This window comes from Gryllotalpicola sp., assembly GCF_027352875.1.
Taxonomy (GTDB): Bacteria; Actinomycetota; Actinomycetes; order Actinomycetales; family Microbacteriaceae; genus Gryllotalpicola.
Map to the genome: position 1 here is coordinate 1 of NZ_DAIEII010000004.1, position 16,240 is coordinate 16,240.

17 protein-coding genes and 1 pseudogene are annotated in these 16,240 nt (G+C 70.7%); 7 read left to right on the forward strand and 11 right to left on the reverse strand.

Going from position 1 to position 16,240, the window contains the following annotated elements:
- Positions 1–141: pseudogene (locus tag M7D61_RS00275) on the forward strand (transposase); the annotation flags it as partial.
- Between the two features lie 35 nt (positions 142–176).
- Positions 177–509 carry a DUF3024 domain-containing protein gene (locus M7D61_RS00280; protein ID WP_298226406.1) on the forward strand — a complete coding sequence of 111 codons (333 nt, stop codon included), beginning with the start codon at positions 177–179 and terminating at the stop codon, positions 507–509.
- Here M7D61_RS00280 and M7D61_RS00285 read toward each other — a convergent pair whose 3' ends face one another.
- The 9 genes from M7D61_RS00285 to M7D61_RS00325 all read right to left on the reverse strand — a co-directional run bounded on the left by M7D61_RS00285 (position 510) and on the right by M7D61_RS00325 (position 9,427).
- On the reverse strand, positions 510–1,763 hold the full coding sequence (locus M7D61_RS00285; RefSeq protein ID WP_298226408.1) for a DUF4143 domain-containing protein: 1,254 nt from the start codon (positions 1,761–1,763) through the stop codon (positions 510–512).
- Positions 1,729–2,343, reverse strand: a complete 615-nt coding sequence (locus M7D61_RS00290; protein WP_298226409.1) for a PIN domain-containing protein — start codon at positions 2,341–2,343, stop codon at positions 1,729–1,731. The genes M7D61_RS00285 and M7D61_RS00290 overlap by 35 nt, the downstream gene beginning before the upstream one ends.
- Positions 2,340–2,867 carry a helix-turn-helix domain-containing protein gene (locus M7D61_RS00295; RefSeq protein WP_298226411.1) on the reverse strand — a complete coding sequence of 176 codons (528 nt, stop codon included), beginning with the start codon at positions 2,865–2,867 and terminating at the stop codon, positions 2,340–2,342. Before M7D61_RS00295 ends, M7D61_RS00290 begins: the two co-directional genes overlap by 4 nt.
- A gap of 260 nt (positions 2,868–3,127) precedes the next feature.
- Positions 3,128–4,303 (reverse strand): cysteine desulfurase family protein, encoded by a 1,176-nt coding sequence (locus tag M7D61_RS00300; protein ID WP_298226414.1) that lies wholly within the window; start codon positions 4,301–4,303, stop codon positions 3,128–3,130.
- Positions 4,300–5,154, reverse strand: a complete 855-nt coding sequence (gene nadC / locus M7D61_RS00305) for a carboxylating nicotinate-nucleotide diphosphorylase (protein ID WP_298226416.1) — start codon at positions 5,152–5,154, stop codon at positions 4,300–4,302. The genes M7D61_RS00300 and nadC overlap by 4 nt, the downstream gene beginning before the upstream one ends.
- Positions 5,148–6,671 (reverse strand): L-aspartate oxidase, encoded by a 1,524-nt coding sequence (locus tag M7D61_RS00310; RefSeq protein WP_298226440.1) that lies wholly within the window; start codon positions 6,669–6,671, stop codon positions 5,148–5,150. The genes nadC and M7D61_RS00310 overlap by 7 nt, the downstream gene beginning before the upstream one ends.
- Before the next feature lie 8 nt (positions 6,672–6,679).
- A complete protein-coding gene (nadA, locus tag M7D61_RS00315; protein ID WP_298226418.1) occupies positions 6,680–7,993 on the reverse strand; it encodes a quinolinate synthase NadA in 1,314 nt (437 codons plus the stop codon).
- On the reverse strand, positions 7,990–8,706 hold the full coding sequence (locus M7D61_RS00320; RefSeq protein ID WP_298226420.1) for an NUDIX hydrolase: 717 nt from the start codon (positions 8,704–8,706) through the stop codon (positions 7,990–7,992). Before M7D61_RS00320 ends, nadA begins: the two co-directional genes overlap by 4 nt.
- A gap of 133 nt (positions 8,707–8,839) precedes the next feature.
- A complete protein-coding gene (locus tag M7D61_RS00325; protein WP_298226423.1) occupies positions 8,840–9,427 on the reverse strand; it encodes a hypothetical protein in 588 nt (195 codons plus the stop codon).
- A gap of 60 nt (positions 9,428–9,487) precedes the next feature.
- On the opposite strand from M7D61_RS00325, the gene M7D61_RS00330 reads away from it, so the two are divergent.
- Positions 9,488–10,426 carry an FAD-dependent oxidoreductase gene (locus M7D61_RS00330; protein WP_298226425.1) on the forward strand — a complete coding sequence of 313 codons (939 nt, stop codon included), beginning with the start codon at positions 9,488–9,490 and terminating at the stop codon, positions 10,424–10,426.
- A gap of 65 nt (positions 10,427–10,491) precedes the next feature.
- Here the strand turns inward: M7D61_RS00330 and M7D61_RS00335 are convergent, their stop codons facing one another.
- Positions 10,492–11,211 carry a LysE family translocator gene (locus M7D61_RS00335; protein ID WP_298226427.1) on the reverse strand — a complete coding sequence of 240 codons (720 nt, stop codon included), beginning with the start codon at positions 11,209–11,211 and terminating at the stop codon, positions 10,492–10,494.
- 59 nt (positions 11,212–11,270) lie between these two features.
- Here M7D61_RS00335 and M7D61_RS00340 point away from each other — a divergent pair, with 59 nt between their 5' ends.
- Both M7D61_RS00340 and lpdA read left to right on the forward strand, forming a co-directional pair.
- Positions 11,271–11,636, forward strand: a complete 366-nt coding sequence (locus M7D61_RS00340) for a cupin domain-containing protein (protein ID WP_298226429.1) — start codon at positions 11,271–11,273, stop codon at positions 11,634–11,636.
- 72 nt (positions 11,637–11,708) lie between these two features.
- Positions 11,709–13,109 carry a dihydrolipoyl dehydrogenase gene (gene lpdA, locus M7D61_RS00345; protein ID WP_298226431.1) on the forward strand — a complete coding sequence of 467 codons (1,401 nt, stop codon included), beginning with the start codon at positions 11,709–11,711 and terminating at the stop codon, positions 13,107–13,109.
- Positions 13,110–13,244: 135 nt separating this feature from the next.
- Here lpdA and recQ read toward each other — a convergent pair whose 3' ends face one another.
- Positions 13,245–15,089: a DNA helicase RecQ gene (gene recQ / locus M7D61_RS00350; protein ID WP_298226434.1), complete on the reverse strand. Its 1,845-nt coding sequence runs from the start codon at positions 15,087–15,089 to the stop codon at positions 13,245–13,247.
- Positions 15,090–15,131: 42 nt separating this feature from the next.
- Between recQ and M7D61_RS00355 the strand changes: the two genes are divergently transcribed.
- Positions 15,132–15,764 (forward strand): hypothetical protein, encoded by a 633-nt coding sequence (locus tag M7D61_RS00355; protein WP_298226436.1) that lies wholly within the window; start codon positions 15,132–15,134, stop codon positions 15,762–15,764.
- 96 nt (positions 15,765–15,860) lie between these two features.
- On the forward strand, positions 15,861–16,240 hold a 380-nt coding region (locus M7D61_RS00360; RefSeq protein ID WP_298226438.1), incomplete at its 3' end, for a copper resistance CopC family protein.

Below are 16,240 nucleotides of genomic sequence, written 5' to 3' on the forward strand. Positions count from 1 at the left end.
GGGGTCTCCACCAGGCGGATGGAGAAACTGGTTGAGTCCTTGGGCATCACCCACCTCTCGAAGTCGCAGGTGCCGATCATGGCCCGCGACCTCGACGAGCAGGTCGAGCAGTTCCGCACCCGCCCGCTGGACGCTGGCCCCCACGGGAAGCTTGCTCGAGCTGTGAAAATGGAACCATGGCACTCCCCCAGTCGGACCTCGATCGCATCCAGCTGTGGTGCCGCGGGATCTGGCCGGAGCACCTGTGGAATCAAGCGAAGGTCGAGGCCGATGTGTCCGCCCGACACGTCGACATCATTGAGATCCGCCCACCGTGGAACGGCGTCGGCCAGCACACTCGGTTCCCGATCGCTCGACTGCGTTACACCGCCGCGACCGGTCAGTGGGCGATCTACTGGCGAGACCGGAACTTCAAGTTCCACGAGTACAAGCGCAAACGGCCGACGAAGAACGTGCAGTCGCTGCTCTACTGGATCGGCAGTCACGAGGACCCGATCTTCTTCGGGTGATCAAGGACCGAGGACAGACAGCGGTACGACCAGAACCCCGTCCTCCCGGCGGTAGGTGAATCGGCCGCCGGTCACGGCCACGAGCGCGATGGGCTCGCCATGGCGCTCGACGTCGACCTTGCTCGCGAAGTAGGTGAGCGATCCGGCTGCGTCATCGACGGCACCCTCGCCGAGCTTGAACTCGAAGGCGGCCCAGCGCCCGTTCGGCAGCTCGAGTACCGCGTCGACCTCATGGTTCAGCTTGGTGTCGCGCCACGAGGAGAACCTGACCCCCAGCGCCTGCGCGTAGATGCGCAGGTCACGGAGCGCGAGCGACTCGAAGTGGAAGCCGGCGGCGTTCAGATCTGCGAGCAGGTCCTGCACTCCGACGCCCAGCGCGCCGACGCCCAGCGACGGGTCGACGAAGTGGTGCACGGGCGTCGTCCGCAGGCGAGCACGCGAGCGCATGTGCGGCTGCCACGCCTCGAGCGGCTCGATCAGCATCAGGCGATCGAGCGCAGTGAGGTAGTTGGTCAAGGTGCTGTCATCGACCGGCCCGCCCTGACCCCCGACCTCAGCCGCGAGCGCCGTGCGATTGAGCGGCGTCCCGACAGCGCGCCCGAGCGAAGCGAGCAGGCGTGCGATGTTGCCAGGATTCCGCCGCGGACCCATCCCAGGGATGTCCGTCTCGCCGAGGTTTCGGAGGTAGCTGGCGACCCAGTTCCGCGCATCTCGCTCATGGAGTTCGATCGCCTCCGGCCAGCCGCCGACGACTATCCGCTCCAGCAACTGCGGCACTGTGAGCACAGCAGGGGCACTCGTCGGATCTTCGCCGTGCAGCAGCCCCGCGAGGCTCACGGCACCGGTCGAATGCCCTGACTCGAACAGCGACATGGGCCGCATCCGCAGCCGACCGATTCTTCCCGCCCCGGAGTGCATCTTGGCGGTGTCCCGCGGTCTGGCTGACCCGGTGAGCAGATAGAGGCCGTGTCCCTCGTGGTCATCCACGGCATGGCGGACGAGATTCCATAGCGGTTCGCTCTCCTGCCACTCATCGAACAGGATCGGCGTGGGGTACTCGAAGAGTCGGTCCGGCTGTGTCTTCAGCGCCGCCTGCGCCACGGGGTCAATGTCCACCCGGAGCACCGTGTTCGCGACCTGCGAGGCCGTAGCCGTCTTCCCGACCGCCTTCGGCCCGTCGATCAGGACGGCGCCCACGATGCGCATGAAGTCCTGCAGCTCAGCGTCTGCGACCCGTGGGCGGTACTTCACCATGTCGTTCAGCGTATCCGCTCGCGTGCCGAAACCGGAGATTGGTCAGTGTCGAAACCGGAAATCGGTCGTTCTCGAACCCGGAGATGCGTCGACCGTGAAACCGGAGAGTCGCCGGCCTCCCGAGATTCGCAAAGCTCAGCGATCCGCTGCAACCCGTGGCCACGATCCTCGACATACGGGCTGACGGCGCTCCGGAAGCTGATCGCGACACGGAGGCGGTCTCGATCGCGACTCGGTGGCTCGGTGACGTCGAGGCCAGGACCGACCGCGGCGGCGAGCCGTTCGGGTGTCCCGGGTGTCGAGGTCGCGACGCGCTGGCGGATACGACTGCGCCAGCTCGCCGTACTCGACCTTCGTAGCCGGTGACCAGCGCGCCCGAAAAATAGCGCTCCATCGTGCCGACGCGCTTCTCTACGAGTGCCGGATCCTCGCCGTTCTCGACGAGGTTCTTCGACAGTTCAAACAACACGTCCTTTGACCACAGCGGTCGGAAGAGACCGCGGTCGGCGAGCTCAAGGATGAAGTCGTTGAGCAACGCCCGGTAGAGGACGTTCGTGTCGAAGAAGGCGGGAAAGCTCACTCAGCGTCGAACTCCGCAAGGCGCTTCACGTCGGTCGGGTTGCCGACCTGAACCTTCGCCCCGAGGCTGGCGCGCTGCAACCCGCGCAGAGCGGCGCGACGCTCACCGCGGAACTTCGCCTGGTAGGCGACAAGATCCTCCAGCCGGACACGGCGATGACGGCCGGGCTTGTCGTAAGCGATATCGCCGGCCTCCAGCAGGCGGACCAGGGTCGGGCGGCTGATGCCGAGGAAGTCCGCAGCCTGCTGCGTCGTCATGGTCATGCCCTGCGGCACGATCGTGATGCCCTGACCCGCGGCAAGCGCATTCGTCACCTGGTCGAGGATGCGGAAGATCTCGTCCGGGATGGGGCGGGCCTTGCCCTGGGGGTCGACGAGCGCAGCCTTGGACAAGTTCTGCGCAAGATAGACCTCGAGTTCGCGCATCAACTCGGCGAAGTCGAGAATCTCCTCGCGGGCGTTGGCCTCGGGGAGGTAGGTCTGTGCCTTGCGGGCACCGCGTGGTGTGTCGGTCGAGGCGCTCATGGCACCCATTCTACGTGGACGAAACGAAAAAATCGAATATCCAGACCGGGGAACCTCCACCCGAGCCCATCGAGGAACCCCACCCGATCTTGGGCCATATCCGGGCCATTTCCGCCCGCTGAACCAGCTGCGAGCAACTGCGACTATCCAGGAAAATGCCTGGTCAGAAGCAAGCCGCCGTCATAAGATACAGTGCGATTTCGGTCCCGACTCACTGAAAACCGTGAGGTCACGGGATCAACGCCCGTCGGAGCCACCGTTCAGCGGGGCAGCCCCTGCGCAGAGTGCCCCCGCACCGCGGCGACCGCCTCCCGCACCGCATCGGCTGCCAGTGCGAGTTCGCGGTCGCCGGTGTCCGCAGTCCAGGAGAACCGCAGCGCGGTCCGCGCCGCGTCCTCGTCGTATCCGAGCGCGGTGAGCACGTGCGACGGCTCGGTCGATCCTGCCGCGCACGCCGATCCGCTCGAGGCGATCACGCCACGACGCTCGAGTTCGAGCAGCACCGTCTCGCCGTTCACGCCGGGCACGACGAATGACGCGTGGCGTGCGAGACGCCGCGACGGATGCCCGGTGAGAGCCGCGCCCGGCACGGCGGCGAGCACCGCCGCGATGAATCCGTCGCGGGACGCCGCACCAACCGGAATCGCATCCGCCCGCCGCGCCTGCGCAGCGAACTCGCCGGCCGTCAGCGCGCACGCCGTCTGCAACGCGACCGCCCAGGCGACGTTCTCGGTTCCCGAGCGGCGGCCGCGCTCCTGACCTCCGCCGTGCAGGAGCGGCTCCAGCGCGAGACGGCCGCGCACGAAGACCGCGCCCGAGCCCTGGGGAGCGCCGAGCTTGTGACCCGAGAACGACAGCGCGTCGACCCCGAGCGCGGCGACGTCGATCGGCAGCTCGGGGGCGGCCTGCACGGCGTCGGTGTGGAACAGCGCGCCCACCCCGTGCGCGACGGCGGCGAGAGCACCGATGTCCTGGACGGTCCCGACCTCGTTGTTCGCGAAGCCGATCGTCACCAGGGTCGTGTCGGAGCGCAGCGCCCTCCGGAGCGCGGCGGGATCGACCAGGCCGTCGGCATCCGGCTCGACGTAGTCGACGGCGAAGCCGTGCACACGGCGCAGGTAGTCGGCCGACTGGAGCACCGCCTCGTGCTCCAGCCGGGAGGTCACCACCTGCCGACCGCGCGGATTCGCGAGCGCGAGACCCTTGATCGCGACGTTCGCGCCCTCGGTTCCGCCGGAGGTGAAGACGACCTCACCGGGTCGACAGCCGAGAAAACGCGCCACCCCGGCACGCGCCGCCGCGAGCGCGCCGGCGGCCGCCAGACCCGGCTCGTGGACGCTCGACGGGTTGCCGGACAGTCCCGTGAGGTGCGGCCAGGCGGCCTGCAGGGCCTCAGGCCGAACCGGGGTGGTCGCCGCCGCGTCGAGGAAGATCACGGCGCGAGCACCACGTCCAGGCCGAGGTCGATCGCACGGGCGCTGTGGGTGAGCGCGCCGACCGAGATCAGATCGACGCCGGTCTCGGCGATGGCGCGCACGGTCTCGAGGTTCACGCCGCCGGAGGCTTCGACGATCGCACGGCCGCCGATCAGCGCGACGGCCTCGCGCAGCTCGGGCAGCGCGAAGTTGTCGAGCATGATCGTGTCGACGCCGGCGGCGAGCACCGGCGCAATCTGGTCGACGCGGTCGACCTCCACCTCGAAACGCATCGTGTGGCCGAGGCTCGAGCGCACCTCGCGCAGCACCTCCGTCAGCGACCGGCCGCCGGCGGTGAGCAGCGCCAGATGGTTGTCCTTCGCGAGCACGGCGTCGGACAGCGAGAAGCGGTGATTGCGGCCCCCGCCGCTGATCACCGCGTGGCGTTCGAAAGCGCGCAGCCCCGGCGTGGTCTTGCGCGTGTCGACGATGCGCGCCCGGGTTCCGGCCGTCTCGACCACGTAGCGGGCGGTGAGCGTGGCGATGCCGCTCATGCGCTGCACGAAGTTCAGAGCGACCCGCTCGGCCTGCAGCACCGACCGCGCCGGACCGGTGACCTCGGCGAGGGCATCCCCCGGTCGGAAGGCGGTGCCGTCCGAGACGGCCAGGTCGACCACGATCGCGGAATCCGTCAACCGCATCGCCGCAGCGAAGACCTCGCCGCCGCTGAGCACGCCCGCCTCACGCGGTACTAGTCGAGCGGTCGCGGTCGCAGCCGCCGGGATGATCGCGGCGCTCGTCGCATCGCCCCACGGCGCATCCTCGACGAGGGCGGCCGCGACGACCTGATCGATCTGGTGCGCGGTCAGCATGCCGGCGCCGTCTCACGAGAACAGCTCGAGCGGCGAGCGAACTCGGCACGCGCGACGGGGAAGTCGCTGCGGTAGTGCGCGCCGCGGGATTCCTCGCGCGCGAGCGCGGCAGCGACCACGACCCGGGCGACATCGAGAAGGTTGCGATCCTCGAGGTTCGCCCCGGTCGCGCCGTCGAGGACGGATGCCGCCTGCCGCAGCCCCTCCCCGGAGCGCTGCAGCCCGACCTGCCGCCACATCAGCCGTTGGAGCTCGTGGCGTGCGAGCCGCCCCGACGACCCGACGGCCGGCGCCGTGGAGTGGACGACATCGTCTTGCCCGGTACGCAGGCCAGGGGTGGGGTTGTCGGACGCCCGCACCGCATCACGGCCGGCGCGCACACCGAACACCGCAGCCTCGAGCAACGAGTTGGAGGCGAGCCGATTGGCGCCGTGCACACCGGTGGCGGCGCACTCACCGGCCGCCCACAGCCCGGACAGACTGGTCCGGCCCCGAAGATCGGTCGCGATGCCGCCCATCCAGTAGTGGGCGGCCGGGGTCACGGGGACCGGCTCGCGCGACCAGTCGAACCCCGCCCGGCGCACGACGCGGTCGATGGTCGGGAAACGGCGGGCGAGCCGCGCCGCGCCGAGCGCGGTGGCATCGAGCACGACCGGCCGGCCGTCCTGCGCGGCCATCTCCACGGCGATGGCGCGAGCGACGACGTCGCGCGGAGCGAGCTCGGCGTCAGGGTGCGCGTCGGTCATGAACCGCTCGCCGTCCGCGTTGCGCAGCACGGCGCCCTCGCCGCGAACCGCCTCGGAGATGAGGAAGGAGCCGGGCACCGCGAGCGCCGTGGGATGGAACTGATAGAACTCCGCGTCGGCGAGGACGGCCCCGGCCCGCCAGGCGGCTGCGACGCCATCCCCGGTTGCCACGGCGGGATTGGTGGTGTGGGCGAACAACTGGCCGGCTCCGCCGGTGGCGAGGATCACCGCGTCGGCGTACTCGCGGGTGCCGTCGGCCAGCTCGACGCCGATGACGCGCGGCACCGAGCCGCCTGGCGGCGAATCGCGGAGCAGCTCGGCGAGCGCGGTGCGCTCTCGGATCGCGATCCGGGGATCGTCCGTCACCCGGGCGATCAGTGCACGCTCGATCTCGGCGCCGGTCGCGTCGCCGCCGGCGTGCACGATGCGCGCGGCGGAGTGGGCCGCTTCGAGCCCGCGTGCGAGCTGCGCGCCGTCGCGATCGAAGCGGGCCCCGAGGGCGATGAGCTGCCGCACCCGTTCCGGCCCCTCCTCGGTGAGCACCGCGACCGCCGCGGGGTCGCAGAGGCCGGCGCCGGCGCGCACGGTGTCGGCGGAGTGGGCCGCCGGTGAGTCGTCCGGCCACAGCGACACCGCGACGCCGCCCTGCGCATACGCCGTGTTCGCCTCGGCAAGAGCCCCTTTGCTGATGAGCAGCACCTCGGCGCCGGTGGCCGCCTCGAGGGCGGCCATCAGCCCGGCGAGCCCGCTGCCGACGACGATCACGCGCATGCCGGGCCTCACGCCGCCATCGTCGTGTCGGGCCGCACCGCGAGCATCCGCTCGAGCGCGACGCGGGCGTCGGCGGCGACCCGCTCGTCGACCGCGATCCGGTTCACGACCCGCCCCTCGACGAGGCCTTCGAGCACCCAGGCCACGTAGGCGGGGTGGATGCGGTACATGGTCGAGCAGGGGCAGATCACCGAGTCGAGGCAGAAGATCTCGTGCTGCGGGAACTCGGCGGCCAGCCGTCTGACGAGGTTGATCTCGGTGCCGATGGCGAACGCGGAGCCGGCGGGTGCGGCCGCGATCGCCTTCGCGATGTAGTCGGTGGAGCCGTACTCGTCGGCCGCATCGACGACCTCCATGGAGCACTCCGGGTGCACGATGACCCGCACGCCGGGGTGCGCGGCCCGCGCGGCATCGATCTGCGCGACCGAGAAGCGCTTGTGCACCGAGCAGAAGCCGTTCCACAGGATGACGCGGGCGGACTCGAGTTCGGCATCCGCGAGTCCGCCGTGGGCACCACGCGGGTTCCACAATGGCATCTGCGCGAGCGGCACGCCCATGGCCTTGGCGGTGTTGCGCCCGAGGTGCTGGTCGGGGAAGAAGAGCACCCGTCGCCCGCGCGCGAACGCCCATTCGAGCACGGCCTGCGCGTTCGAGGAGGTGCACACGATGCCGCCGTGCGCGCCGCAGAACGCCTTCAGCGCGGCCGACGAGTTCATGTACGTGACCGGGATGACGGGCACGAGTCCCTCGGCGTCGGGGGCGTCCCCGAAGAGCTCGACGAGCTGCTCCCAGCAGTCCTCGACCGAATCGATGTCGGCCATGTCGGCCATGGAGCAGCCGGCGGCGAGGTTCGGCAGGATCACCCGCTGCTCGGGCCCGGTGAGGATGTCGGCGGTCTCCGCCATGAAGTGCACGCCGCAGAACACGATCGCCTCGGCGCGCGGCAGCTCGCGAGCGGCGCGGGCGAGCTGGAAGGAGTCGCCCACGAAGTCGGCGTACTGGATCACCTCGTCGCGCTGGTAGAAGTGGCCCATCACGGCGACGCGGTCGCCGAGCCGGGCCCTCGCGGCGGCGATCCACTCGCCCAGCTCGGCATCGTCGGCCTCGCGGTAGCGCGCCGGCAGCTGACCCTGGCTCGGGCTGCCCGCCGGCAGGACATCGTTCTTGGACGCGCCCGGGCCGTAGCCGGGCACGCCGAGGTCGACGATCCACGGTGCGGCCGCGAGCTCCGGTGCGCAGGTCTCGCCGGCGAGGGTGCCGTTTCCGATCCCGGCGATGGCGCGCGCGACGGATGCCTCGGCGCGATCCTTGAGCACGGTCATGACGGACTCCTTCCGGGACCTGCGAGCGGTCCCTGGTCGATGCGGTGGGCCGCGGGGTCGAAACGGTAGAGCCGCGGCGGCCGGTGCGGCGTTCCGGCGAGGTGCTCGCCGGTATCGACGAGGCCGCCGGCAGCGGCGAGCTGGCGGCGGAAGTTCGCCGGATCGAGCCGACGGCCGAGCACCGCCTCATGCACCTCGCGAAGCTGCGTGATGGTGAACGGCTCGTCGATGAAGGCCTGGGCGAGCGGCGCGTATTCGACCTTGTTGCGCAGCCGCCACAGCGCGTAGTCGACGATCGCATTGTGGTCGAAGGCGAGGGTCGGCAGCCGGTCGGCGCGCAGCCAGCGCACGTTCTGCCCGAGCCGAGCCCGCCGAGCCTCGGCATCGCCAACGAGCGCCCAGTACACGATCGACACCACCCGCTCCCCGGAGGTGCCCGAGCGATCGACATCGCCGAAGGCGTAGAGCTGCTCGAGGTAGCGCGGCGCGAAGCCGAGCACGGCCTCGACGGTCTTCGCCGCCGCGTCGCGCAGGTCGAGTTCGGCCGGCAGCGGCCCTCCCGGCAGCGCCCAGAAGTTGTCGAACGGATTGCGAAGACGCCGCACGAGCGGAATCCACAGGGAGCGGGCGCGGCTCTCCGCCCCCGGATCATCGGTCGGACGCAGCGCGAAGATCACCGTCGACACGGCGAGGGTCGCGTTCGGAGCCACCACGACCACCTCCCTCTCACGGTTATGGTCGAAGAAACAGTAACACTTGTGTTCTGTTTATGCGTAGATGACTTTAAGTGGGACACCGCTCGCCGCCGTGAGGGCGACCGCCCCCGGGGCGCGCTCGCGCCGCCGTCTAGTCGCGGTGCAGCGCGGCGTCGAGGCGTTCGAGCTGAGACTCCCACGGCCGGGCCGGCACGACGAGGGCGCCCGTGCGCCGCGCCTGCTCGACGAGGCGCGCGTTGATGAAGGCGCTCACCTCGGCGCGGTGCCGCTGGATTCCGGAATCCGGCTCGCGAGCGAGGAAGTTGGCGACGTACTGGTCCGCCGAGGGCTCGTCGAGCACGACCGCGACGACACCGGGCACGCCGACGACCATCTCGGGTGTGAGGTAGTCGCCCTCGAACACCGAGGCGCGGCGGAACGCCAGCCGATCGTCGAGCACCGCGCGGAACGCCGGGCGCAGCGACTCGGCCACCCGCATGTGGAGATCGGCGATGCGCTCGGGCTCCCACGCCCGCGCCGCGGGATGCGTCTCCCAGTAGTGGAGCTCGGGCTGCTGGTCGCGAGTCGTCACAGCCGAAAGGGCGAGGACGATGTCGTCCGCTTCGCCCAGCGGCAGGCCGTAATGCGCCGCCAGGGCGGTCGCGGCCCGGGTCTTCCCGGCGCCCGACGCGCCGCAGACGACGATCACCGTCGCGGGCGCAGGCGGGTTCTCAGGCATTCACACCAGGCTAGGCGACCGCGTCATAACCCGGAAATCTCGCCATGAAACGATCTGGGCATGAGCCTGCCGTCGGTCGTCGTCATCGGCGGCGGCGTCATCGGCCGCACCTCCGCACTCGCCCTCGCCCGGCAGGGGCACCGGGTCACCCTCGTCTCGAAGGACGACCCCGCCGACACGACCTCGATCCTCGCCGGGGCGGTCTGGATGCCGGTCTACGCCGAGCCCATGGACAAGCTCGTCGCCTGGGGTCGCGCCACCTTCGACCGGCTCGTTCCCCTTGCGACCGACCCGCAGGCGACCGGGGTGCAGCTGCTGCGCGGCACCGTCTGGTATGCGGTGGACGAGCCCGACCTGCGCTGGATCGAAGGCGCCGGGGACGTCGAGATCGTCGCGGGGCGCGCGGGCGGCCCCGCGGGGGCGAAGCGCGCCGCGACGGCGACGCTGCCGTGCATCGACATGAGCAGGCACCTGCCGTGGCTGCAGAAGCAGGGCGCCGCAGCGGGCGTCGTCGAGGAGCGTCGCGCCGTGTCCTCGGTGGACGAGGCGGCCGCCCTCGCCGACCTCGTCGTGCTGGCTACCGGCCTCGAGACGGGCGCCCTCGTGCCGGGCTCCGGGATGTACCCCATCCAGGGCCAGACTGTGCGCGTGGCCAACCCCGGGGGCATCGGCTGGGCGTCTTATGAGGATGCGGAGGTGACGACCTACGTCATCCCGCGCATCGACGAGATCATCATCGGCGGCACGCACGTCGTCGGGGCGACGTCCCTCGAGCCCGATCCGGCGCTCGAGGCGACGCTGCTCGAGCGCGCGATCGCGCTCAAGCCGGAGCTCGCCGGATCGCCCGTGACGAGCCGCGCGGTCGGGCTGCGCCCGGGTCGCGACGCCGTGCGTCTGGAGCGCATCGGCGACGTCATCCACAATTACGGCCACGGCGGCAGCGGGGTGACCGTGGCGTACGGCTGCGCCGACGAGGTCGCCGCGCTGGCGCGAGGCTAGCTGTTTGCGCTCGACCTGGGCGCTTCCGCCCCGTTCGAACCGGGACCGGCCGCAACTGCCTGATCTCAGACCGGCCGCCCCGTCGTGATCGCCGCGATCGCGGGGATGAGGACGAGCAATCCCAGCGCCGTCAGCACCAGCCCCGAGCATGCTTCGATGACCGCGGTCACGGTGGGGCGTGCCAGCCAGCGGTTGACGGCGTCGGCGACGAAGACGACGGTGAGCAGGTAGACGAGGCCGCAGGCGGCGCAGGTTCCGCCGAGCACACCGGCGACGAAGTACCAGCTCGCCCCCGCCGGTACGAACTCGGGGAAGAGCGCGAGGAAGAAGATGCCGACCTTCGGGTTGGTGATGCAGCTCAGCGCGCCGGCGAGGTAAGGGCCGCCGAAGTCGAGCCAGCGGCGGGCGGATCGCCCGGACCCGGCGCGCGCGGCATCCGGGTCGCCGACGATCGCCTCGACGCCGGCCTCGCCCGCGGCCACGGCATGCACCCTGAGCACGGCGAGGCCTCCGGCGACCAGTCGCACTCCGAGGTAGACGATGTAGCCGCCGCCGAGCAGGGTGAGCACGCCGTACGCGAGGGCGGACGCGCGCAGCACGGCGACGACGCCGATCGCTGCGAGCAGCCCCCAGACGAGCATCGAGGTCGTGGCGCCGGCGGCGGCGAGGATGCCGGGACGGCGGCCGCGCATGGCGTAGCGCAGCGTGAGCATCGTGTCGGGGCCGGGGATGATCGCGAGCGCGATCGCGGCGCCGAGCAGGCCAAGGTACGCGCCGACGGTCACCCTTCTATCGTGGCGGATCGGTCGGCGCGGCGGGTCGCATCGGGCGGTACCCTCTGGGCATGAGCACCGCCGCAGACCTCGCCCTCGTCCGCGCCCTCGGCAACCTCGAGGGGCTCAACGACATCGAGATCGACCTCGAGGATGCCGATGCCTCGGTCGTCATCGACGGATCGCCGGCGACCGGGTCGACCGCCCTCGGCGAGGTCGCCGGGGCCGAGGTCGGCGTCTGGGTCATGACTCCAGGCAGCCTGCGCGATGTCGAGGCGGCCGAGGTGTCCATCGTCGTCGCAGGTCGCGGCAGCGTCGAGTTCGACGACGGGTCGGTGCTCGAACTCGTGCCGGGGGTCGTGTTCCGCCTCACGGACGGCCAGCACGCGATCTGGCGCGTGAGCGTGGCGCTGCGCAAGCTGTACATCGTCGCGTAACAGCCCGTCCCGTCGGGCGGCTCAGCCAGGCGGGCAGGGTACGTGCACACGCCGCGACTAGGCTAGGGAGCCGTGACTGCACACTATGACGTCGTTGTTCTCGGAGCCGGCCCCGGCGGTTATGTCGCGGCGATCAGGGCTGCTCAACTCGGTCTCTCGACGGCCGTAATCGAAGAAAAATACTGGGGCGGCGTGTGCCTCAACGTCGGCTGCATCCCCTCGAAGGCGCTGCTGCGCAACGCCGAGCTCGCCCACATCTTTCACGCGCAGGCCGACTACTTCGGCATCTCCGGCGAGGCGAACTTCGACTTCGGCACGGCGTTCGACCGCTCCCGCGAGGTCGCCGACGGGCGCGTCAAGGGCGTGCACTTCCTCATGAAGAAGAACAAGATCACCGAGTACGACGGTCGCGGCCGCTTCATCGACCCGAACACCATCGAGGTCGCGAAGGCGGACGGCACCGCCGAGCTCATCTCGTTCGCGAACGCCATCATCGCCACCGGCGCCTCGGTGCGCACCCTGCCCGGCGTCGTGTTCTCCGACAACGTCGTGAACTTCGAGAAGCAGATCCTCAGCCGCGACCTGCCGAAGAGCATCGTCGTCATCGGCGCGGGCGCCATCGGCCTCGAGTTCAGCTACGTGCTCAAGAACTACGGCGTCGAGGTCAGCGTCATCGAGTTCCTCGACCGCCCGCTCCCCAACGAGGACGCGGACGTCTCGAAAGAGGTCTCGAAGCAGTTCAAGAAGCTCGGCGTCGAGATCCTCACCTCGACGAAGGTCGAGACGGTGGTCGACAACGGCACCTCCGTCACCGTGACCTATACGGCGGCGGACGGCTCGCAGGGCTCGAAGGTCGCCGACCGCGTGCTCGTCTCGGTCGGCTTCGCGCCGAACGTCGACGGCTACGGCCTCGAGTCGACCGGCGTGCAGCTCACCGAACGCGGCGCCATCGCGATCGACGACTACATGCGCACCACCGTGCCGCACATCTACGCCGTCGGCGATGTCACCGCCAAGCTGCAGCTCGCCCACGTGGCCGAAGCGCAGGGCGTCGTGGCCGCCGAGACCATCGCGGGCGCCGAGACGATGACCCTCGGCGACTACCGCAACATGCCGCGCGCGACGTTCTTCTCGCCGCAGGTCGCCTCCTTCGGCCTCACCGAGAAGCAGGCGGTGGATGAGGGCTACGACGTCATCACCGCGACATTCCCGTTCTCCGCGAACGGCAAGGCGCACGGCCTCGGCGAGACCGCCGGCTTCGTCAAGCTCGTCGCCGACCGGAAGCACCTCGAGCTCATCGGCGGCCACCTCATCGGCCCGGACGTCTCAGAGCTGCTGCCCGAGTTGACCCTCGCCCGGAAGTGGGACCTCGGCGCCGCGGAACTGGCCCGCAACGTGCACACCCACCCGACGCTGTCGGAGGCACTGCAGGAAGCGTTCCACGGCCTCACGGGCCACATGATCAACTTCTGAGCCTGTTGGCGCGCCGGTCCCTGCCCGGCGCGACCGCAGTCGGCTTTTCGAGTCCAGGCGTACGGCGGCGGCGAAGCCGCCGCCTCGCAGAGCGTCTTACGACCTGACCCCGGCGCGCCGCGCGCGGTGCCCGATCTACAACGCCGGTTCGGCGAGAGGTTCCGCGGCGTCGTCGGATCCCACCACGGCGAGCACCGCCTCGCCGTACTGCGCGAGCTTCGCCTGGCCGACGCCCGTGATGCCGCTCAGCGCCTCAATGCTGTGCGGGCGGGCGGCGGCCACCGCCTTGAGCGTCGCGTCGCCGAAGACGATGTAGGCCGGCACCCCCTGCTCGCGCGCCTGCTGCGCGCGCCATTCCCGCAGCGCCTGGAAGAGCGGCTGCGCCTCGGCGGGGAGGTCGGCGGGTGCATTCGCGCGGACGGTCTTGGCACGGCGCTCGGCGTGCACCACGTCGCGGCGCAGCAGCACCTCGCGTCCGCCGCGCAGCACGTCCGTCGAGGATTCGGTGATCGTCAGTGCGCCGTGTTCGTCGACGACCCGCAGCAGTCCCTGGGCGAGCAGCTGCCGCACTACCGAACGCCACTGCGCCTCGGAGAGATCGGCGCCGATGCCCCAGGTGGCGAGCTCGTCGTGGTGCCGCGCCGTCGTGCGCTCGTTGGGCGTACCGCGCAGGATGGCGATGAGATGGCCGGCCCCGTAGCGCTGGCCGCGCTCGCGCTCGAGCCGCACCACCGTCGAGAGCAGCTTCTGGGCGGCGACCGTGCCATCCCACTTCTCGGGTGCCTCGAGGCAGGTGTCGCAGTTCCCGCAGGGTTCCGAGTGCTGACCGAAGTACTGCAGCAGATTGACGCGACGGCACTCCACGGTCTCGCAGAGCGCGAGCATGGCGTCGAGGTGCTGGGACTGCAGCCGCCGGTGGTACTCGTCGGCGCCCCCCTGCTCGATGAAACGCCGCTGCTGCACGACGTCGTTGAGCCCGTAGGCGAGCCAGGCCACCGCAGGCTCGCCGTCGCGGCCGGCGCGGCCGGTCTCCTGGTAGTAGCCCTCGACCGACTTGGGCAGGTCGATGTGGGCGACGAAGCGCACGTCCGGCTTGTCGATGCCCATGCCGAACGCGATCGTCGCGACGATGACGACGCCGTCCTCGCGGAGGAAGCGGGCCTGGGTCGCTGCGCGCGTCGCTGCGTCGAGACCCGCGTGGTACGGCATCGCGTCGATGCCCCGGCCGACGAGGAACTCGGCCGTCTTCTCGACGGTGGCACGGCTCAGCGCGTAGACGATGCCCGCCGAGCCGGGGGCCTGCGCGCGGATGAAGTCGATCAGCTGGGCGCGGGCATCGTCTTTGGGGACGATCCGGTACTGGATGTTCGGCCGGTCGAAGCTCGCCACGAACTGTCGCGCCTCGCCGAGGTGCAGTCGCGACACGATCTCGACGCGCGTCGCGTCGGTCGCGGTCGCCGTCAGCGCGATGCGCGGCACGCCCGGCCAGAGCTCGGCGAGGTGCGACAGCCACAGATAGTCGGGCCGGAAGTCGTGCCCCCACTGCGAGACGCAGTGCGCCTCGTCGATGGCGAACAACGCGATCCGGCCCCGCCGCAGCAGCGCCTGCGCGCTCTCGGTCGAGAGGCGCTCCGGCGCGATGTAGAGCAGGTCGAGCTCGCCGGCCAGATAGGCGGATTCCACTGCGGAGCGCTCGGCCGGGGTCTGAGTCGAGTTGAGGAAGGCGGCTCTGACGTCGAGCGCCGCAAGGGCGTCGACCTGGTCCTGCATGAGCGCGATGAGAGGCGACACCACGACGCCGGTGCCATCGCGGACGAGCGCAGGGACCTGGTAGGTGAGGCTCTTGCCGGCGCCGGTGGGCATGAGCACGACGGCGTCCCCGCCGGCGATGACGTGGTCGATGATCGCGGCCTGGTCGCCGCGGAAGTCGGGGTAGCCCCAGACGCGCTGGAGGATCTCGCGCGCCTGAGTCCCGACCATGCCGCGAGCCTAACGGCCGCCGCCGACGCGTAGTCTCGGAGCGTGGACGTGAGGATGACCGCACGCCGGCTGCGTCTCGCGCGCGGCCTGATCGCCGCCGTCTTCGGCGTCATCGCCTCCGCTGCGGCGCACGCGGCGGCGGGCGGCGGCCTGCCGGGCCCGCTCGCGATCGTCGCGAGCCTCGTGTTCGCGCTCCCGGTCACGATGCTCGTCTCACGGCCGCGGCTCTCGGCCTGGCGCCTCGCGGTCTCGGTCGCGTTCAGCCAGGCGGTGTTCCACGTGCTGTTCTCGCTCGGGGCATCCGGCGGCGTCGCGTTCTCGGGCCCTGCCCACCTGCATGCGGGCGAACACATCGCCGTGACGGCGGTGCCCGGCGCCGGGATGCTCATGCCGGACGGACCTGCGATGTGGATCGCGCATGCGATCGCAGGTCTGGTCGTGGTGCTCGCCCTGCTCCACGGCGAGCGGGTGCTGATCGGGATCGCCGGGATCGCCGCGCGATTCGTGCTCGCGGTGGTCACGCTCTGGTCCCCAGCACGCGGCTGCCCGGCGCAGCCGACCGGCGGAAAGACTGTCGGTCGGACGAGCTTCTTCTCGCCCGTGCCGCTGCGCGATCGCGTCGCGCGGCTCGGCGGGCTGCGCCACCGCGGGCCTCCGCTCCTTCTCGCGCACTGACACAACCCATCGCGCGGCTCTTCGCCGCCGCATCCGCCTGCCCTCCGTGGGCTGCGGCCGCTCCGCGCGTCCAGACCCGAGAAGGAAAAATCCACCATGCACAAGAAACCTCTCCTGCGCGCCGGCGCAGGAATCGCCGCGGGCCTCGCGCTCGCCCTCGCCGTGCCGCTTTCCGCGAGCGCGCACGACGTCTTCATCGGAAGCGACCCCGCACCGGGATCGACGGTGAGCACGCCGCTCACACAGGTGACCATCACCTTCGCCGAGCCCCCGCAGAACCTCGGCGGCGACTCCACGCTCGTCGAGGTGACGGATCGCGCGGGCCGGCACTATGAAACCGGCACAGCCGCCGTCGACGGGCTCGATGTCCGCCAGGCCGTCGACATCACGACCGATGGCACCTTCACGATCAACTACCGGATCGTCGCGGACGACGGCCACCCGGTCTCGACCGCAATCGACACGGAGTGGCCGCC